The organism is Shewanella sp. MF05913 (assembly GCF_059758095.1).
In genome coordinates this window covers 1-19042 of record NZ_JCAYNT010000032.1, presented here as the reverse complement: position 1 = coordinate 19042, position 19042 = coordinate 1, and the positions used below count along the sequence as shown (strand labels likewise).

Genomic DNA, 19042 nt, shown 5'->3' with positions numbered 1-19042 from the left:
AAGATAGACTGGGCGGTCTGCTATATAACAATAAACGCAAAAAAGTCACAACAAAGAAAATCTAGAAAAGACATAACGTTAGATGGAATTTTTGCAGGCCTTAATGCTTAAGGTCCAGTGTATGAATATTGCTTAAATGAAGATAACCCTCATGAGTTTTAACAAATCTGTGAACTAGAAGTCTCTTTCAACTATTAAAGCCAAAAAACTGTGTGAATTTGCGAAGTCTACTTTTGTCCATTTGGCCTCAACATAGTTAAGTGCTTTTACCTTTAACAAGTTGATAGCCATTTTTAAGAAAAATAAGAATATTTCTTATTAGGAGATTTCGATGAATAAAAAAACAATATTAGGGCTAATGGTCTCTTCAATTCTGTTAGCTGGATGTGGTGGCAGTGACAGTTCTGATGACACCACGGTGTCAGTTCCGGTAGCACAAGAAGAAGCGGCCCCGGCCACAGGAACGGGGGCTTTTGACAAAGTCTGGGGGCCTGATGTCAAATTTGAACTCAATACGACGGTTTATGCATACTTAAACGGCAATATTGAGCGCCAGGATATGATTGACCAATTTGATCGTAAAATACCTGAAAATGGTATTGCGGTCGATCCTGTCAAACTACGCGCTGCAAAAGCAGATTCTTATGCCAAAGGTGATGGATTATACATTCCGAACGAAATTTATAATGATAATCAAATTACGTTTGCCGATGTGTTGATGTACCTGTCACAAACTCAAGATAACTTTAATGTTGAGTATGAGTGGAGTGAAGATATTCAATCGTACAAGTACACCGTCTGGCATGATAAAAACAATGACGGAGACTTTGATGATGAAGGTGATGTCAAAGCGGATCCTAACTGGTATGCCACTTATATGATTGATTTTGGTAAATTTAAGCGCGAGCTCTATTATACCGAATCTGGCGAAGCATTATATTTACGCTTAGAAGAAGTGATGGTGCAACCAAACTCTGGTTTACACTTTCGCTCATACAGCCCAATGATGACGCAGCGACGTGAGTCGGTTCAACAATATCAAGTCGGCATAAAACAAAATAGTAAAAACAGTTATTACAGTGACACGACCGAAGTCATTGTCGTGCCTGTGGTGTCAATTACTCCCATTGAAGAAACGGGTTTACCTGGGCCAAGTGGTAAAGAACAATTATTTTTTAATGTCGAAGCCAGAAGTCATAACTTCCGCCCTGATATCTTTAAAAAAGACAAAGCCATTACCATGGCTGACGTACTGTTGAGTATGAGAGAGCAGGGGTTGATTGATGTTGGGTTTACCTTTTGGGGTAAATTGGCCTCAGATGTAGATGTACAACACTTTATTATTAATGAAATTAATGGTCAACGTGCTGCTGGTTTTAAAAACTATGTGATTAACACTGGTGTCAGCTGGGCATTAGAAGACTTTGCTGCTAAGTACATGGTAAGTCAACAAGCCAACCTTGAATCAACAGCAGTCGGTGCTTCGTCATCAACGATGCCAACTTATTGTGATCGAAAAGGCCAATCAAATCCATTTGATCCTACTGATACTAGCTTAGATCATCCCGATGGTATTTTAGATACCGAAGGTGAAGCAGAAAGACGTGAAAACTGTGATCCTGAACTCACAGAAGTCAGCGATTGGTATAACGATCAAGAATTCCACTTCTTCAGTGATGTGTGGGTGATGAATCATCCAGGCGACATCATGGCTGTATTTAACTTTTCAATGTATGACTTTTACCCTGTGGGAGCTTCTAAGCGAATCGCAGGCGATGAAAAGTGGCCTATTGCTGACATAAACAAGGCGATAGCGCCTTTAAACAGTGAGCACTTGGGTTGGGGAGTGGCTGATTGTGGCACTTGTCATTCATTAAATGGTATTCACTCTAAAGATGATGTTGGTGTAAGTTTAGGTGTTAATCCTAAACCCATCTCAATTTATGATGAAGGGGTAACAAGTTATCCGGTTACAGATCCATCAGAGTTAGTGATCGCGCCATTTGAGTGTGCATCTTGCCACGGTAGTAATGGTGCCCCTGAAGGGCATGGTGAGGAGGGTTCTTGTTTCTGGTGTCACTCTGAAGATGTGATCCCACCTAATCATGGCACAGCTTCTACCTATATCACGAAGATGTATGAAGGCGGCAACGCTGAAGATATCCCAAACAGGACCTATCGTTCAGTGGATGTTGATAGTACAGATCCTGAAGCTGTTTCAGCTTTAGAAGCTGAATTACAAGAAACTATCACACCTGTCATGAATCTCAGTGTTTATCCTGAAAAAGAAGGCATCAAATGGCAAGGATATTGGGGTAAATATAAAGATGATATGAAAGTTAGAACCAATAGCAGTTGGACAACGGATCCGGTGTATCCAGATCCATATGCTTGTGTGACTTGTCACCCGAACGACTGATAACTTAATGGCTTTATGTCAATAAAAAAAGAGCTGTTTCTTAATAGAAACGGCTCTTTCTATTAAAAATAGATAAATTATCAGGATGTAAGAAATCTAACTTTTTTACTGATATTTAATCGCTTGTGTTTAATATTGGTTATATAACAATTTTGACTTCCGTTGATCCCAGAATACTTCCCCAAACTTGTTAAGTTGCGAGCCTCGTCGTTATCATCGATTGTGTATTACACTCAGAAATAGCAATCGCCCCGTTATAGCTAGTCTTTTCTTCAACTCGGTTTTGTAAAGATAGATATTGTTATTTATTAGGATCGCAAGTCAGACATGAATATGGGTCAGGGAAGCTTTCACTTGTTTTCCAATCGCTATTACCCGTAGTTAACTTTTTGCTATCCGAAGTTGACCATATGTAGTACCACTATCAGTTGAAGTGTGAATTTGGTTATGTGTCTTGCCATCATCTATATTAGAGCTTTCTTTAACTCGGTCAGCACAATAACCCATTTCTCCATTCAATACGGTTTCGGAGCTTGTTTAGCCTAAACATTCAACGTTATCGAATGTAATTAATTTTGATGCTTCAACATGGTTTACCATTAACTTATCGTTGGAATGGCACCAGAAACAACGACCCGTTTCACCATGACCTGTAGGCACATCATCATTACCGTGACAAGAGGCACAGAAATATGGCTCTGTGTTGTCAGGCAGTAATGGAGAATAACCGTTTAAGTGAATATTATTCATGCTATGACATAGCCCACAATCAGCAATTTGATAACCAAAATGTGTGGAGGTAAGAGGAGCAACGGCTTCTTCTATGTCATACTGTGTATTTACCATCGTCAGCAACGTTCTTCTGGATTACCTCCCAAAGATCGGGCATGTTTGTTTTCAGTTAAAGCTTATATACACTTTGCCATTTACCATAAAATCAACATCGGTCATTAAAAACGCCGAGATGCTCTAATGAGAAAATGCTGCTTACGGTCATCAAAATCTGACCAATCGATATGAATGATGGGTTGCTTCATTTTCCCGATGAGCAAGCAGGTCATACGGGTATAAAAGAACTCTATATCACGATGAAGATGAGGATTACTGCAAAGCCTATCAACTCGCTTAATCTTATGTTTTTTTCATGGTTTTACTTTCAAGATCACGACCAAGTCCAGTGATTGATAATGCTCCACCATTCATTGAGCTTTCAATTGCAGAGAACAGACTTTGTCGGCGAGTTTTGTGCATTAACGGGGTGACAAGTGAGAGGCATTTTGATAAAACGTGTTCCTCAGTTTTTAACCTATCTCATTATTTCTATTAATTCTTTTGTGGGGATTCGTCAGAATCAGCCCCTGGAAAAAAGGGAGTATAAGATCATAGCGAGATGTTAACGTCAAATAGTGAATTTAATTGTTCAAAAAACGCTCGCAATCTCGCCCTGGGGTTTTAGGCACTGATTTCTTAAAATATGTCATAAATCAATTCTCTTGAATTTCTTTAGTTTATACTGTAATTGGGATGAATGTTCTATTTTACAGTGTACTGGTATTTTTAACAGTATGCGTCTAAGCCACATTTATTGCATATTACGATTGCTGTATATGGTTATCGAATATCTAATTTGAAAATATAAAGAGAAAATATGTCACTCAATGAAGAGTTTTGCAATAGTGTTGCAGTATTAGACTTTTGCGATATTGTATATACGTTGTTACCTGAAAGTGGAATTAAATATTCTAGAGAGGGCGCCGAACATCCTATATCGAAACAAAAAACGAATCCATTAAAATATCTTATGTTGGGTTCTTCAAAAAGTGCGGTAAAGATTTTAGATGAGATGATGAAAAATGTTTCTAAATCTCCGAAATACTTTCTTCCATTTATGCTCGAGGGAAAAAACTGGCCTACCGGGTTTCAATTTGGTCCTTCACACGCAGGGAACGAACTGATTAACCAATATCAAAAAGAGTTGATGGATGCGGCTGGGTACCAAAGCCATTGCGAGTTATATAGTCGTAGCACTAATAACAGCTCAGTAGGATGCTTTTGGTTAGGATCTTCTTTAAATGAATGTGAATTATTCGAAAAGATCTCAGCTCCGTGGGTGGCTAACTACCTAAACTTACTGCACTTCAAGCTTACTCACGCATATCCAGAATTAACTAACCCTTACATATATGATGGCACATTTGGTGATAAAACTGTAATGGTACTTAAGTTAACAGCTAAAGGTTTTAATTGTAAAGAAATAGCTACTGCTCTCTATTTGACAGAGCGAGGAGTAAATTATCATATTGAAAAAGCGAAAGTTAACCTTTGTGCAGCTAATAAAGCCGAAATGATTCGACTAGCTAAAGAATACTGTCTTATTTAACGGTCTTGTTGATCAAGTCGATTATTGAGATACTGCTTTATCAATACTTTCAGAACTTATCCAGTTATTTGTCGAACAAGCATACCTAGAGCCATGTGTAGTAGCTCAAATTTGATCTAATAGTAACCCATTCTCAGAAGTTATTTGTCAGTTTGAATTTTAACTACTATATTTCGACCCAAATTCAGTTGGTGAGAGATGGCGCAGTGGCTTACTTTCTTTAAGTTTGTAGGTCATTAATTAGTCAGGGCGAGTTCGCGAACGTTTTATGAACAAATTGAATGTATTTATCAAAAAATGCACACTCATGCGGTTGCCCTGATTAATTAGTCAATCGCGTTGAGCATAAAACCATGCTCACTAAGATTCTTTGTATACTTTATTGGCTAAATTTTGTTCCACTGATCATTAATGGTTTCTTATTATAAAAAACTGAAAACACTTCCCTAGATAATAAATATTAAAGCTGAATTACAATTGCTTACGGATATTACTAATATTAACTCCACCGTCTAATAAGTCTCCTACCAACATTTTACTAATCTGTAATGGTCAATAATACCGCCTTGATGATTCTCTATGGTATGCAAAGAACCTGCCCCACCTTCTTTATCCTCTACTATCGAGGCCGAAAAGCATTTTATGTCACGGTATTCGAAAATATGACAGTCTTTAATGTGGATTGAATCAATGAACTCTATGTCAGTCAGTTTCAATAGGTCTGACAGTTTATGGGAAAGGTGAATTAATCATTCTTTTCGTTCGACAAATTTAATATTAAAGTGGCTTGTAACACCAAACCTACTCAATTGTTATTCAAGTCTATTTTAACAGATGTCACTAAAATAAGTTAATGTGTCAAATTTGTTATGTATAACGTGTTTTCGTCTTTAAGGTTATTTTTTACAGTAGGTTGAAAGATTATAAAGTCGCACAATTATAACTACATACCGTAAGTGTGTGTATTTATAAACTATTAGCCAGTTACGCTGGCAAGGATAAAATGATGAAAATAAAGACGTTAAGCATAATTATGCTGCCTATACTCTTAGGGTTAACCGCATGCGGAGGAGAGGATTCAAATACGACCGATTCATCTACGGCTACTAATATAACTAACGATACCTCAGACGCATCTACATCGGTTACTCGCAGCAAAGGTTGGGATTACGTTGACACAACATATACAGAGTTTACAAAATATGAATATAAAGGTCCCGTGTCAGTTGGACTAGGACGAGTCGTAGACAATGTTAATTTGTGGGTAACAGGCCATGGAGACACTCCTCCTACAGATAGAAATGGTGACGGTGCAATCAACCAATATGATGCTCCAGCAAATGTATTTAATACACTCTTTGATGGTAGCGAACTTACTCCGGATATGCAGTTAGATACCGAAGATATGATTCGAGTGTTAGCGACAAATCCTGATGGTATAGGTGCTGGTCCGGCAAGACCGGATGTTTTTGCAGAGGGCGTTTACTCAGTTTTTGATCTATTGAGATATCTAGTCACCATACGTGATGATTTGCAATTTGATGATGGTAGTATTATTAGTTACAAAGATTCAGAATTTAATACATGGGAATTTAAGTTATCCTGGGATCTAAATGGCAACGGTGATTTTACTGATGATGGTAGATATAGTGGATCAGATACCTGGCATTATCGGCACCATGGTCATAAAGGAGAGGTTGATCGAGATTACGGTGGTCCATTAATCGGATTTGCTTCCAACCAACGAATGGATGTTCACTGGTTAAGAAATGGGGGAATGGTACGTTTTATTAACTACTCAGATACCTATAAGAACCGTTTGAAGTGGAGTTGGAAGCAAGAACAGGACCGTTATGAAGCCAATGGCAGGAAATTTATTATTCCCAAAGTAGTATATAAGGAACTTGCACCTGGAGAGCCTGTACCTACGGGAATAAATCCGGATCATATTTTAGCTGTGAATCTAGAGGTAAAACCGTTTAATTTGAGACCAGATGTTTGGGCAAAAGACCAAATAACGGCTATGGATGTATATTTAACGTTAGCAGATGAATATGGCATGGACTTTTCATTAGCTTACTGGGCAACAATGCCAAGCGGTGCTGTAGTAAATAGTTTCGGTCTTCACAGCGATCCTTTTATTGGTCAATACTCAGGCTGGTCTGGAGGTTTCCCAACTATGGGAGAAGAAGAGCTTATGGACGACCATGTTGTCACGGATGTGAAATGTGATTTTGGTCTCGATGGTTCACCAGAAGGTGAAGGTAGACTTTCTAAAGAAGATTGTTTAGCTGAGTACTTCGCATGGGGAAATATTGGCGGTAATGAGATTTCAGAACTTGTTGGATCGACAGGGTTATTATATCCACCAGAATATATAGGCACCTGGGGACGTATGAAATATAACAAGTGGGTTGGTGTGCTAGATATCGATTTGAAGATTGATCCTAATATGAAAACCAATGTTCATGTCACGGAGGACATACTTGAGCTTGCCGATTTGAATGACGTTACTGATCTGTGGGGGCAATCAGTTGGTGATAGTACTGCTTGGTCTACACAAGGGAAGAAAAACGCTGTGCTAACCCGTAAGTTCGCAGCAAAAGAGCCGGTAGGCAACGCACCAATTATTGATGAAACCCACTTTGGTTGGAAAATAGCAGATTGTACGCAGTGTCATAATGATGAGAAGAACCCTCTTGGACATGGCGGACAATCATGGCCAACAAATGAAGCTGAAGGTTTTGATTTTATTCAACCTTATTATTGCGCAACTTGCCACGGTTCAAACGGAGCTGCACCGCAACATGATTTTGGCGCCAAATGTTTTGGCTGTCACAGTGCTAAAAGTCCTGACGCACCCAAAAACCATTATGATGCAGACTTGCTAAGAACCATTAAGGCAGAAGACCTTATAGCAAACAAGCGAAACCAATGGGCTACTCCGGTAGATAATGCTGCTAAACCGACAAAGTATGGTGATATAGAAGAAAGCTACAACAACGATTACAGCTTAAGCCGTACGTTCCCAGATCCATATGCATGTGTTACTTGTCATGAAACTAAAGACTAACTCAAGGTCAAGTACGCAATCCTGTTGAACTAATTAATGTACTGATAGCCCACCTGCTGCATAGGAAAAGCAGGTGGCATCACCATTTTTATTGATACTCCCTGTGTCATGATCTGACTCTTATACACAAATAAATTAGGCTTCAATTTAACTTTATTTATATCAGTCGATCAGATCAGTTATAACGAAAACACCGATTGAATTTAATTATGATGCTGATAAAAGACACTGAAGAATGGGCTAGTCATTTGTTTAAACATGCTGAATTAGGTGATGTACGGCGCACTAAACGCCTGATAAAAATAAGTCATCAAATGGCGAGTAACATAGGAAGTTCTATTGTGAACGCGTCTGGCTCACAGGCCTCTATTGAAGTCGCATATCGCTTTCTTCGTAATGATAAAGTTGACGCTGATAACATCGCTACCGCCGGTTTGAAATCGCTGTTACCTGCACTAACACTGTCAAATACAATCCTTGCGCTAGAAGATACATCAACATTGTGTTACCGACACAATGTGACTAAAGAGCTCGGACATACTGGCGCATATCAAAGCTCTTCTAAAGGGATGTTAGCGCACACTGTTCTTATGGTCGATGCAGAAACAGAGCATACTATTGGCTTGGGTGCGCAGCATCGTTGGTGCAGAAAAGATGAAAACTTTGGTACTGCTAACGACAGAAAACGCCGCAAGTACGAAACGAAAGAAAGTTATAAATGGCAACGCTCGTCGGAAGAAATGAGTACCCGATTTGCAGATGTGATGGATAATATCATAAGCGTTTGTGATCGAGAATCTGATATGTTTGAGTATATTGATTATAAAACAACAAATAATCAACGGTTTGTAGTGAGATCCAAGCATGAGCGGGTTGTGAATACAGACGGCGATAAACTAAGTCCCTACATTGAAAATCAATCTAGTGAAGCTTCATATTCGGTTAAGATAAAGCAAAAAGGAGGCCGAAAAGCACGCATTGCAAAAGTAGCCGTACGTTATGCTTACATTACTATTTATCCGCCTGAAAAACACAAGAAACTTGGTGGTATGAATTTAACAGTGATAAGTTGCAACGAGATTGAACCACCAAGTGGAGCAAGTCCATTGTCGTTGAAATTGTATACAGGCGAACCAATAAATAGTGCTTCTGATGCACTAAGGATAGTTAGATTTTATGAACTAAGATGGCGAGTTGAAGAGTTCCATAAAGCGTGGAAGTCAGCGGGCACTCAAGTTGAGTCGTTTCGCATGCAAACGCGAAATAACCTAGAAAAGATCATTGTAATAACAGCATTTATTGCAGTGAGACTTCTCCAGTTACGCGAGCTTGTTGTCGATAAAGATAATGAAAAATCAATTGGTTGCGACAAATTTTCAATCTTCTAGAATGGAAGTTGTTGTGGTCAAAGACTGAAACCAAAAAAGCACCTAACACAACACCTTCATTACATTGGGCTTATTATGCACTTGCCAAATTAGGCGGATGGCACGACATTAAGCAAACTGGTGTTGTTGGTTGGGAAGCTCTATGGAAAGGTTGGTTTTCACTGAGCCAACTGCTAGAAGGTGCTCGATTTATGCAAGCGCAACAACAGGAGATGTGATCAAGAGACAGGTGTCAGGATAGTTGTCACCTCAATTAATTTACAAATAAACAGGGCGCGGTAAGTTAAAGCAATTGAATTATCAAAGGCATTCAGTTCAATTTAAAGAAGCGATATTAAACAAGGTAACCGTCTAGCGAACCACACCTCGCATCGTTAATCTGACTATCTAAAAATACCTGTTCAATGATAAATTTGGAACAGGTGATGAAAACATACAGAACAACTATTCAGTGGCAGATGCTACTTCAACAACGCGGCTCGTTTAGTGGCACTAATATCGAATTTTGCCAACACTATACTGTCTCTATTACCACTTACTATATACAGCGCGTTTTATTGGTTGAGTATCAGCTTAATTCAACCTTGCCAGTGCAAACAACGAACCCCACATCATCACGTTTTATTCAGGTTAAACAAATCACCACTGAAGTCTGCGAATAAACTCATCAAAATGTGGGCAGTTTGATATTCACACAGGCCAGTTAATGTTTCCAACCAATTTAACAACAAACGATATCGTTGCCATTATTAAAGGGCTATTGGCATTAAGCTGTTTGTTGATGTGCCAGCTGTTTATTGATGTGCGGATGTGGTCGATTTTCGTAAATCGATTAATGGATTGGCGGTGTTGGTTGAAGCAGAGCTTGGACTACCTGTGCTGTGCTCAGTGGTGCGCTATTTGTGTTTTGCAATAAAGGGCGTGACAAACTGAAATTGCTTTACTGGGATAACAACGGCATTGCGCTGTGGCGGTGAACTACATCAAATGGTGAAGATAAGTCAGAAAAGCTTGGGTTTATTCTCGCTCAAATCAAAGTAGTTGCCAGGTATTGGTTTCTTTGATGCCCTTAAAGATAACCGTTCAAGGGCATGGTGTAACAAACAACTAAAAATAGCGGCTTAGTTCCACTTAAAACGCCAGCTAGCCAAACCAAGTGTGACACATGTGATTAATGCTAATGGCCATAAGTGATGAAATATCGCAAAAAAGTCAGCGCCATCAATAATCACAGCACGGTTCGCGTCGTTCATGTGCGTTAATGGCAATAAGTCTGCAATGGCTCTCACCCAAGGTTTTGCGCCTTCTAAGCTAAACCAAATACCCGAGAGCAACATCATCGGCCAGGAGAATATATTGAGTATGCCATTACTAAATTCTTCAGAATCGGCTCTGCTGGCTACCAATAAGCCTATGCCTAACATCGCAGCGCCCCCTAAGGTAATGTTTAATAATAACAATAATGGGTTGCCAACTATATTGACCGAAAAAATCACACAAACCACTATAAATACAATGATGGATGTGACCACAAGTGTAAATAAACGGCTGAGTAACTGCGACAGTAAAAATTGCCAAGGTGCTAACGGGGTCACATGCATGCGTTTTAGTACACCCGTGCGGCGATAGCGCACAATCACATAACCCACACCGTATAGTGCCGAGAACATCATGTTCATGCCAATAATCCCCGGTAAAAGCCAGTCAATGTGACGCACAGCGTCACCCTCAATAAGCTGCTTTTGTAACGTAGGAACGCGGGTTAACACCAATTGTTCAATAATATAGCCGCGGCTCGAGTCGGCATTTACCCAGTAGTTATCGTTATCAATGATTATATCAACAAGGTGGCGTGACACTTTATGCTGAGCAGTTGCAAGATCGGGGTATTGAATAAACTCTACATGCTTAAGGGTTTGTTGTATTTCACTCACCGATGCTGCATCTATATAACCGACTTGGTAGATACTTTTTTCTTCGTCATCGAAAATCAAACCTAGGGCTAGGATAAGAATAAGTGGGAAAAATAGCGACCAGCCTAGTGCTGAACGATCTCGAATAAACTCAAGGTTTCGTGAATGGATTAAGGCCCATAATGCTCTCATATGGCGAATGAACTCCCGGTTAACTTAAGGTACAGGTCTTCAAGATTTGGCGGCCTTATATTTAATCCCGTAATTGGAATGTTAAGGCCATTTAACCAAGTAATGGCTTGTTGGGCATCATTGCATTCGACAATATAATGTCCGCCCTGATTTCGAGTCCGCAATGTTTGAGGTACTGCACTGTCCACAGGGCAATTAACATTAAAAGGTAAGGTTAAGATATGATTTAAAAAATGCGCTTTTAAAAGTGTTTGTGGTGGTTGTTCGACCACAATTTCACCGGCATTGATGATCGCGACTTTATCGCACAGATGTTGAGCTTCTTCCATGTAATGGGTGGTTAATACTATGGTTTTACCTTGTTTTTTTATATTCGACAGTAATTGCCAAAATGCCATTCGCGCATTGGGATCTAAGCCTGTTGTGGGCTCATCAAGAAATATCAGTTGTGGGTCATTGATTAAACTCAACGCCAGTAACAGCCTTTGTCGCTGACCGCCTGAAATTTGGTAATGAAACTGATCGATTGCATCGTCGAGTAAACACAGGCTGATTAGTTGCTCAATATTGACTGGATTGTCATAAAAGCTGGCAAATAAATGTAAGCAGTCTCTCACCTTTAAATAATCAGGTAACGCTGTCATTTGAAACTGAATACCGATGTGTTTGCTGTAACTTTTGCTTAACGGCAAACCTTTATATAACACCTGGCCGGTAGACGGATTTTTGATACCTTCTAATATCTCTAACGTAGTCGATTTACCTGCGCCATTAGGACCAAGTAGACCAAAACACGAGCCTTGTTCCACATTAATACTCACGTTTTTTACAACGTGATGTTTTGCATAAGAATAATTAAGATTGTCAGCAATAAGAATTGAACTCAAAAATGCCTCGACGAAGATGGCTTAGATAACTAAGCATTATCATCATTCGTTACACTGAAAACACTGTGAGTTATGACAGTGTTTTTACTGGCTTGTTATATTTGTGATTAAGTTCGGAATTATGGTTTTATTGAGTACTTTTTAGGTGATTTAATGCGGTATTTTGAACATTCAATACTGTGTTAATGGGCTAACTTTTACAATGAAACACTTTACCAAGCCAATATATGTGGCAATTTGGGCGTTATTTACGTCATTTTTACTGGTGGCGCAAGTCGTAGCTGCAGAACGTATTGTGTCACTGGCGCCTAATTGGAGCCATACGGTGTCATCGCTTGGCGCTGAAAATGAATTAGTTGGCGTGACTAGATATGCCCGTTTTCCGCAGAGCCTACCGGATAAAATTGCCAGAGGCGAATTGCCCGTCGTTGGAGGGTTTACCGATATTGATATTGAAAAAGTCATCGCATTGAATCCCAGCTTGGTGTTAACTGCTACGGGGCTACAGCTAAACCTTAAACGTGAGTTAGAAAAGCGCGGTGTAAAAGTCATCCACATGCAAGAGTCCAGTTTAGATGAAGTGTATCGAGGTATCGACGCATTGGGACAAACTATCAATCGCGCCGAAGCTTCAAATCTGCTCATTTCACAAATAAAATCTCAGTTAGACACGATTGAACAGCAATATGCCAACCAGCCTAAAGTTAAAGTCTATTATGAGATAAATTATTTTTATAAGTGTGTGCCCGGCGCAGACTCTTACATTACAGAGTTAATTAAAATAGCTGGCGGGGAGCCCGTATTCGCTGAACGTTCAGGTATTGCGCCGATGGTGACATGGGATGAAATTGTTAACCAAAACCCGGATTTTATTTTATTACCCATGTGGCCAGGCGCTACAGGTCCAGTATTTAGTGGCACAGAGGCAGGCAGTGGTACCACCACTATCGATGAAGTGCGTGGACGAGTAAATGCCAATAAAGTCACCGCTATTATTAAACAACAGGTTAAGTTTATTGACTCAGCGGTCACCAAACAGGCTGGCCCTAATATTCCTAACGCAGCAAGATTACTTGCTGAAGCCATCCACGGACATTAATTTATTTGCTAATGAGCAGAGTCTATTATTCTGCTCATCAAGCCTTAAAAAATTACCATCATACGTTTTAATCTATTAGAGCATATAACATATCTGTTAGTGATTAAAAATCACCTTTGAACCATTCCAGATTCAATAAGTGAGATCTCATTATTTGCTTACACCTTACAAAGGCAATTTTTAAGCAAATTATTGGTGTTAACCAGCTCTCAAAAGCAAATTTACTGTTAAAACTCCCAGAGTATTTCCCAACGTATTTCTCTATGTTTATTTACGGATGATGATCCCTTACATTTTAAGGGGTTTATATAACAAAACTAACAAATAGTAGAGTCAACTATGAATATGAAGATTAAAAAAACTAGGCTATTTTATGGCGCAATTGTGGCTTTTACATTGGTGTTCACCTCTTATGTCGGTACAGCACAAAGTGAAACTGCCAATAGTAAAGATGATTTAAAAACTCAACAACTGGAATTATTGCAGCAAAAATTTACCGAAGCTAAGTATTCTAAATCGGGTGCTGACACTTGTATGGCTTGCCATAAAAAAACAACTGGCGTTGCTGATATTTTTAGCAGTGTGCATGGTAATCCAAATACTGTAAATGGTCCTATGGCGGGTTTGCAATGTGAATCCTGTCATGGTCCTAAAGGCAAGCATATTGGTAAAAATGAACCCATGATCAGTTTTGGTAAAAACTCACCTTTAACAGCAGAAATGCAAAATAGTGTGTGTCTAGCTTGCCATAACGATAGCGCTCGTCTCGATTGGCACAGTTCAGTGCATGTTACTGAAGACGTAGCGTGTGTTGATTGTCATCAATTGCATACACCTAAAGATAAAGTACTCACCAAACAAGGTGAAAACGAAACTTGTACGTCTTGCCACTCTAAAGAGAATGCAGACAGCCATAAGCGTTCTGCCCACGATATTAAAAACAATGATATGAGCTGTAGTGATTGCCATAACCCGCACGGCACTATGGCTGAAGCGAGCATGAATCAAGATACCGTTAACGATACTTGCTATCAGTGTCATGCCGAAAAACGCGGACCATTTTTATGGGAACACGCGCCAGTGGTTGAAAATTGTGCGAATTGCCATGATGCACACGGCGCAGTAAACGAAGCCATGTTGAAAACTCGCGTCCCGATGTTGTGCAAGCAATGTCATGGTAATGATTATCACGCCAGTGGCATTCCAAGTGGTAATGCAAGTATTCAAACCGCTGGCCAAGGTTGCCTGAATTGCCATACACAAATTCACGGTTCAACAAGTCCTGCAGGCAGAACTTTCCAGTATTAAGGTGTCGTCATGATAAAAACTAAATTAAGCATAATTGCCTTATTAATTATGTCAGTCAATGTGCCTGCCCACGCGTTTGATTTTGGCGTGAGTGCAGCCAATGGTAGTAATACAGATACTTCAAAATGGTCTTGTAAAAAGTGTAATTCTGCAGGAATGTCTGGCGCAATAGGTATCAGTGTTGGCAGCTCTGTGAGCGATGATGACCAACATAGTGCTAATGCCTTAGGTTATGAAGATGGCTTTGCCGCAGCTGTTGATGCTAATGCAGCCTCAGTCAGTGACAGTGGCATCAGAACAGCGTTTTACGCCAAAGAGTTAGGCAGTAAACGCGGTGATGCTGCAATTGCTATTCGTCAGCCAGGTTTATGGAGTGTTGCAGCTGGTTACGATGCAAAATACCACGTCGACAGCACCTCTGCGGTATCAAACTTGATGATTGATGGTAATCAACTTGTTGCTAACGATAGTTTAGTCACCCAAGAATTGAATCTCGAAAGGGATCGATTCAATATTGATGCTAAATACCGCGGCGATATTTTTTCTGGATTTATTAAAATATCTAATGAAGAAAAGCAGGGGACTCAGGCCAGCAGTTATAGCTTAGGCCTGTACAGTGCGACAAATTTTGTTAAACCAATTAACACTGAAACAACTAACTTGCACACCGCGGTAAGTATGTCAGGCACAAACTGGTTAGCAGAAGTGGGCTTTAAAGGGAGTGTGTTTGAAAATGATATTGACTCACTTTATCTTGCTCAAACGGATCCCTTATTAATACAAAGTACTGACGCTGATAATAAGGCAATGAATATTTACCTAACAGGTCGTTACCGTTTTGATAACACCACCATTACCGGTAAGTTTTCAGCGGGTGAGCAAACACAAAATGATTCATTCTCATCATTGCTTGGAGTCTCAGCTGGATTGACGGCGCCAGACTTAACCCTCAACACCACAGATGCAAACCTAACCTTTATGACGCGCATTAATCGTAAGGCAACGGTCAAAGGCAGTATCGTTTATAGCGATAGAGACAATGATTCACCAGTATATGAATTTGACCAGTACCAGGCCGATGAGTTAACGGACTTAATTGCTTATACCTCTGGCATCGATCGAACTAATACCACGGTGAAATTAAGCAGTGACTATCGTGTGATGGCTGGGCATAAATTATCGGGTGGATTAACCTACCAGGATGCTGAGCAAACGGCGATTAGTCGCGAAGAAAAGGATGAAACAGAACTCTGGGTTAAATATCGCTATGATAGCCTTGAGATGTGGGATATGCGCTTTAAAGCCAGTTACGCTGAACGTGATGGTGCTGAGTTTACTAAGTACATAACCAGTGATTATTTACAAAATGAATTTATGCGTAAATATGACATGGCCGACCGCGAACGTACTGAGTTTGTTGTCGATGTTACTCATACTCCTTTAGACAATCTAAGTATTGATTTTAGAGGCTATTATGCTTTAGATGATTACAATGATACTGACATTGGCCTAACTGAATCGAAAGATTATGGTTATGATGCAAGTGCAAATTTGCAACTAGCAGACACTTTAGATGTGACTGTGTATGGCGGATACCAATGGATTGATAATGACCAACTTGGCAGTACAACATCAAGCTATGCTGATTGGGCTGCAGAGAACAGTGATGAATTTGGCTTTGTTGGATTATCGACTCAATATACTGGCTTAGCAGATTATGGCGTTATACTTTCAGCAGAATATTGCTTTAGTTATAGTGAAGGCGATACTGCGGTAAGCGGTGGTATAGGTAACTTAGGCGATTACAAATCTGAAGAACACAGTTTTGAGCTTAAGGCGACCTATGCGTTAACCCAAACCAGCACGGTTGGATTGAAGTATCAATATACTGATTACCAAGATAGCGATTATGCAGAAATCCCAGTGGTGAATAAAGCCGGTGACGGAGTGACAAACCTCACTACATTGGGTTATCTGTCACAAGATTACGATGCTCACCTCATTATGGCGACGTACAACTATACATTCTAGTTTGTATAGAGTTTGTCATTGTTAAATTGGTGATAAAATTAGAAGGTTAGGGGAGACCCTAACCTTTTTTATGTAGATAGGGTTCGCTCTCTGAAACAACCTTGCTCTGAATCCTTCAATTTTCAAGACTACCGTCTTAACTTAAAATGCCATTACTTATAAAGCACTGATCTGATACCAAGGTGAGCTAGATTTGTATAAAGTCTTTCGATATTCAATTCAAAACAGCGACTTTACACTGAGTAAAAAATTTCCAGATCCTTACTCTTGCGGTACATGTCATGGTTTTGAACATGAGTTAATAAAGAAAGTAGAAGAATAGAAAACCAGTTGTAATTCAAAGGCCAGAATATGCAAATATTCTGGCCTTTATTCGACACTCAATTAGTTCGGATATTAATACAAGAGACTGGTTCGTTAAGTTGGTAAAGATCTCTGTTCCAACATTGAGATAGTGGTGTACTTGTTAGATAATACACTCATGGGTCGCTTTGTAAATGAGCTCCGCCTTGTTCTTTGCATCCAAGACTTCTTTGGCTAAATCAATGTGATAGCTTACGCCTCTTTCAGTAAGATGTAATATATTACTGATTTCACTGACGTTAAATCCCATCGCAGTAAGCTCAATCACTTTGTGCGTTTTAGGTTTAATTGTGCCGTTATGCGAACTAGGGTGGGTAAGCTTGGGGTATTTTTGAGTCATGTAGAGATGTACCAGTTCGAGGTATTCAGCGACCTTGTTGTCTTCAAGGTAGCTTAACAATTCGTCTTGTCTTATTTTATCGCTAAATATAACGAATGCACCAACAAAATCTTGTTCGGCGCTACCAACAACTATTGTTTGGCTTGATTTTCTGTCTAAATCGAATTGCGCTTCTATGGTTTTAGACCAAGGCTTATTACTGTCTTGTGACATCCAGCTTAAGAGAGGAAAATAACCAGTAGGCCAATCACCATTTAGAAGGAAATTAGGCACGGGCTTATTTTGTTTAATTGCGAATGAGAGTAACGGGGAAACTAGATCTAATATACTTGTATTTGTAACAAACAATGGATACTTGTTATGAATTGCAAATGCTTTTGAATTAGTTAATTTTTTAGCTTTTAAATGGCCTAGACCCTTTCTAGGGTATATTTTATATGCTATCTCCAAATCGTCAAATCGAGCCATTTTACTCTTGAGATCAGCCATGATGGTTAATGTTTCTTTTGAGGATAAAATCATGTAAAAACCTCTTTAACAGCTAGACAACTAATGATGATATGGCATTGATGTTCAATATTTGGATTCTAGATCAATCAGTGCATCGTAACGCTATGGGAAACAATAGACGAGTATTGTTCAGCGGTATCATTATAGTGGTTGATGTTTGAAAAATCTTTTGTTTGTAAGTAGTTAATCGAAGCGAGATGTGAAAATGTGCACTAGATCATCAATCGATATTTTCTATAATTAAATATTTCTTGGGGGATCTAGCTCCCTAGTTCATAACCATCACTAACAGGCTGTGGGGTTTATTATTAAGGGCTATTAACTATTATTATGGGGTAAACGATCAATGCGTCTTTGCATTAAAGGTTAAAAGCAAACTCCATTTCTGGAGCTTGCTTTTCGAGTCTTTTACAGTGTGTTTAAAGTGAGGCGGTTAAACACGTTCCATACAAGATTTTAATGTATTTTATTCAACAACATATTCTATAGGTTCTTTATCAACACCATGGCATGCTGTACATGAATAAGGGTCGGGATAGGTTTTGCTTAAGTTATAATCACTGTTATGACTTGGGAACCAAAGGTCATCATATGGCTTTTGGGTACCATCAAAATCTAATTGTTGACTACTTGCGGTACGTTGATTGGAGACATTCTCTTCAGCGGGAACGAACTTAGCTAAACTTGCATCACCGTGTTTGTTCATATGAATACCATCTTGGTTATTGGTGTTATGGCACCAGAAACAACGCGCGCCACGGTTATGTCCCTCGGGTGCACCGTTACTGCCATGACAACTCGCGCAGTAGTATGGTTGGATATAATCAAAACCATCAGCACTGTTGGTTGGCCAGCTTTGTCCGCCATGTCCTAAAGGCTGTTTATTTTCATTATGGCACTGAGTACAGTCTGAAATTTTCCAACCAAAGTGGCTTGAGTTTAATATCTTAGCGTTTCCGACGGTAGTGTCTTTTGTGGCGGCAACTAATCGGCGTAATCTTGCGGTTTGAGTGTAACCGTCTAGCGAAGTACACCTAGCATCGATGTTCTGATTGTCTAAAAATACCTGCTCAATAATAAATTCGGAGCAGGTGATGAAAACTTACAGAACAGCGGCACAATGGCTGGCACTACTTCAG

General features: G+C 39.5%; 15 protein-coding genes and 1 pseudogene. 10 read left to right on the top strand and 6 right to left on the bottom strand.

The annotated features are described in order from the left end of the window. The first annotated feature begins 331 nt into the window (after positions 1–331). Positions 332–2419, top strand: coding sequence for a hypothetical protein (locus AC19MV_RS22040; RefSeq protein ID WP_498309978.1), 2088 nt, complete (start codon positions 332–334; stop codon positions 2417–2419). Between the two features lie 537 nt (positions 2420–2956). Here AC19MV_RS22040 and AC19MV_RS22035 read toward each other — a convergent pair. Both AC19MV_RS22035 and AC19MV_RS22030 read right to left on the bottom strand, forming a co-directional pair. Further along, entirely contained in the window at positions 2957–3265 is a 309-nt protein-coding gene (locus tag AC19MV_RS22035) for a hypothetical protein (RefSeq protein WP_498309977.1), read from the bottom strand. A 116-nt stretch (positions 3266–3381) separates the two neighbouring features. Continuing rightward, positions 3382–3670 (bottom strand): annotated as a pseudogene (locus AC19MV_RS22030) (IS4 family transposase); the annotation flags it as partial. Positions 3671–4067: 397 nt separating this feature from the next. Here AC19MV_RS22030 and AC19MV_RS22025 point away from each other — a divergent pair. From AC19MV_RS22025 to tnpB, 6 genes are all read left to right on the top strand, one after another. Continuing rightward, entirely contained in the window at positions 4068–4799 is a 732-nt protein-coding gene (locus AC19MV_RS22025) for a helix-turn-helix transcriptional regulator (RefSeq protein ID WP_498309976.1), read from the top strand. A gap of 1003 nt (positions 4800–5802) precedes the next feature. Then, positions 5803–7872, top strand: coding sequence for a hypothetical protein (locus AC19MV_RS22020; RefSeq protein WP_498309975.1), 2070 nt, complete (start codon positions 5803–5805; stop codon positions 7870–7872). Positions 7873–8081: 209 nt separating this feature from the next. After that, positions 8082–9260: an IS4 family transposase gene (locus tag AC19MV_RS22015; RefSeq protein ID WP_498309974.1), complete on the top strand. Its 1179-nt coding sequence runs from the start codon at positions 8082–8084 to the stop codon at positions 9258–9260. A gap of 11 nt (positions 9261–9271) precedes the next feature. Further along, positions 9272–9478 carry a hypothetical protein gene (locus AC19MV_RS22010; protein WP_498309973.1) on the top strand — a complete coding sequence of 69 codons (207 nt, stop codon included), beginning with the start codon at positions 9272–9274 and terminating at the stop codon, positions 9476–9478. A 207-nt stretch (positions 9479–9685) separates the two neighbouring features. Further along, positions 9686–9922 (top strand): hypothetical protein, encoded by a 237-nt coding sequence (locus AC19MV_RS22005; RefSeq protein ID WP_498309972.1) that lies wholly within the window; start codon positions 9686–9688, stop codon positions 9920–9922. Positions 9923–10141: 219 nt separating this feature from the next. Then, the gene (gene tnpB, locus AC19MV_RS22000; protein ID WP_498309971.1) at positions 10142–10237 is read left to right on the top strand and encodes an IS66 family insertion sequence element accessory protein TnpB; all 96 of its coding nucleotides are present in this window, start codon (positions 10142–10144) and stop codon (positions 10235–10237) included. Between the two features lie 144 nt (positions 10238–10381). Here tnpB and AC19MV_RS21995 read toward each other — a convergent pair whose 3' ends face one another. After that, the gene (locus tag AC19MV_RS21995) at positions 10382–11365 is read right to left on the bottom strand and encodes an ABC transporter permease (protein WP_498309970.1); all 984 of its coding nucleotides are present in this window, start codon (positions 11363–11365) and stop codon (positions 10382–10384) included. After that, the gene (locus AC19MV_RS21990) at positions 11362–12252 is read right to left on the bottom strand and encodes an ABC transporter ATP-binding protein (protein ID WP_498309969.1); all 891 of its coding nucleotides are present in this window, start codon (positions 12250–12252) and stop codon (positions 11362–11364) included. Before AC19MV_RS21990 ends, AC19MV_RS21995 begins: the two co-directional genes overlap by 4 nt. Before the next feature lie 202 nt (positions 12253–12454). Here AC19MV_RS21990 and AC19MV_RS21985 point away from each other — a divergent pair, with 202 nt between their 5' ends. The 3 genes from AC19MV_RS21985 (at position 12455) to AC19MV_RS21975 (ending at position 16690) form a co-directional block, all read left to right on the top strand. Further along, entirely contained in the window at positions 12455–13351 is an 897-nt protein-coding gene (locus tag AC19MV_RS21985) for an ABC transporter substrate-binding protein (RefSeq protein WP_498309968.1), read from the top strand. A 345-nt stretch (positions 13352–13696) separates the two neighbouring features. Continuing rightward, the gene (locus tag AC19MV_RS21980) at positions 13697–14659 is read left to right on the top strand and encodes a DmsE family decaheme c-type cytochrome (RefSeq protein ID WP_498309979.1); all 963 of its coding nucleotides are present in this window, start codon (positions 13697–13699) and stop codon (positions 14657–14659) included. Positions 14660–14668: 9 nt separating this feature from the next. Beyond that, complete coding sequence (locus AC19MV_RS21975; RefSeq protein WP_498309967.1) at positions 14669–16690, top strand: MtrB/PioB family decaheme-associated outer membrane protein; 2022 nt, start codon at positions 14669–14671, stop codon at positions 16688–16690. A gap of 466 nt (positions 16691–17156) precedes the next feature. Here AC19MV_RS21975 and AC19MV_RS21970 read toward each other — a convergent pair whose 3' ends face one another. Together AC19MV_RS21970 and AC19MV_RS21965 are read right to left on the bottom strand one after the other, a co-directional pair. After that, positions 17157–17915, bottom strand: coding sequence for a helix-turn-helix transcriptional regulator (locus tag AC19MV_RS21970; RefSeq protein WP_498309966.1), 759 nt, complete (start codon positions 17913–17915; stop codon positions 17157–17159). 454 nt (positions 17916–18369) lie between these two features. Beyond that, positions 18370–18609, bottom strand: a complete 240-nt coding sequence (locus AC19MV_RS21965; RefSeq protein WP_498309965.1) for a hypothetical protein — start codon at positions 18607–18609, stop codon at positions 18370–18372. Positions 18610–19042: the final 433 nt, after the last annotated feature.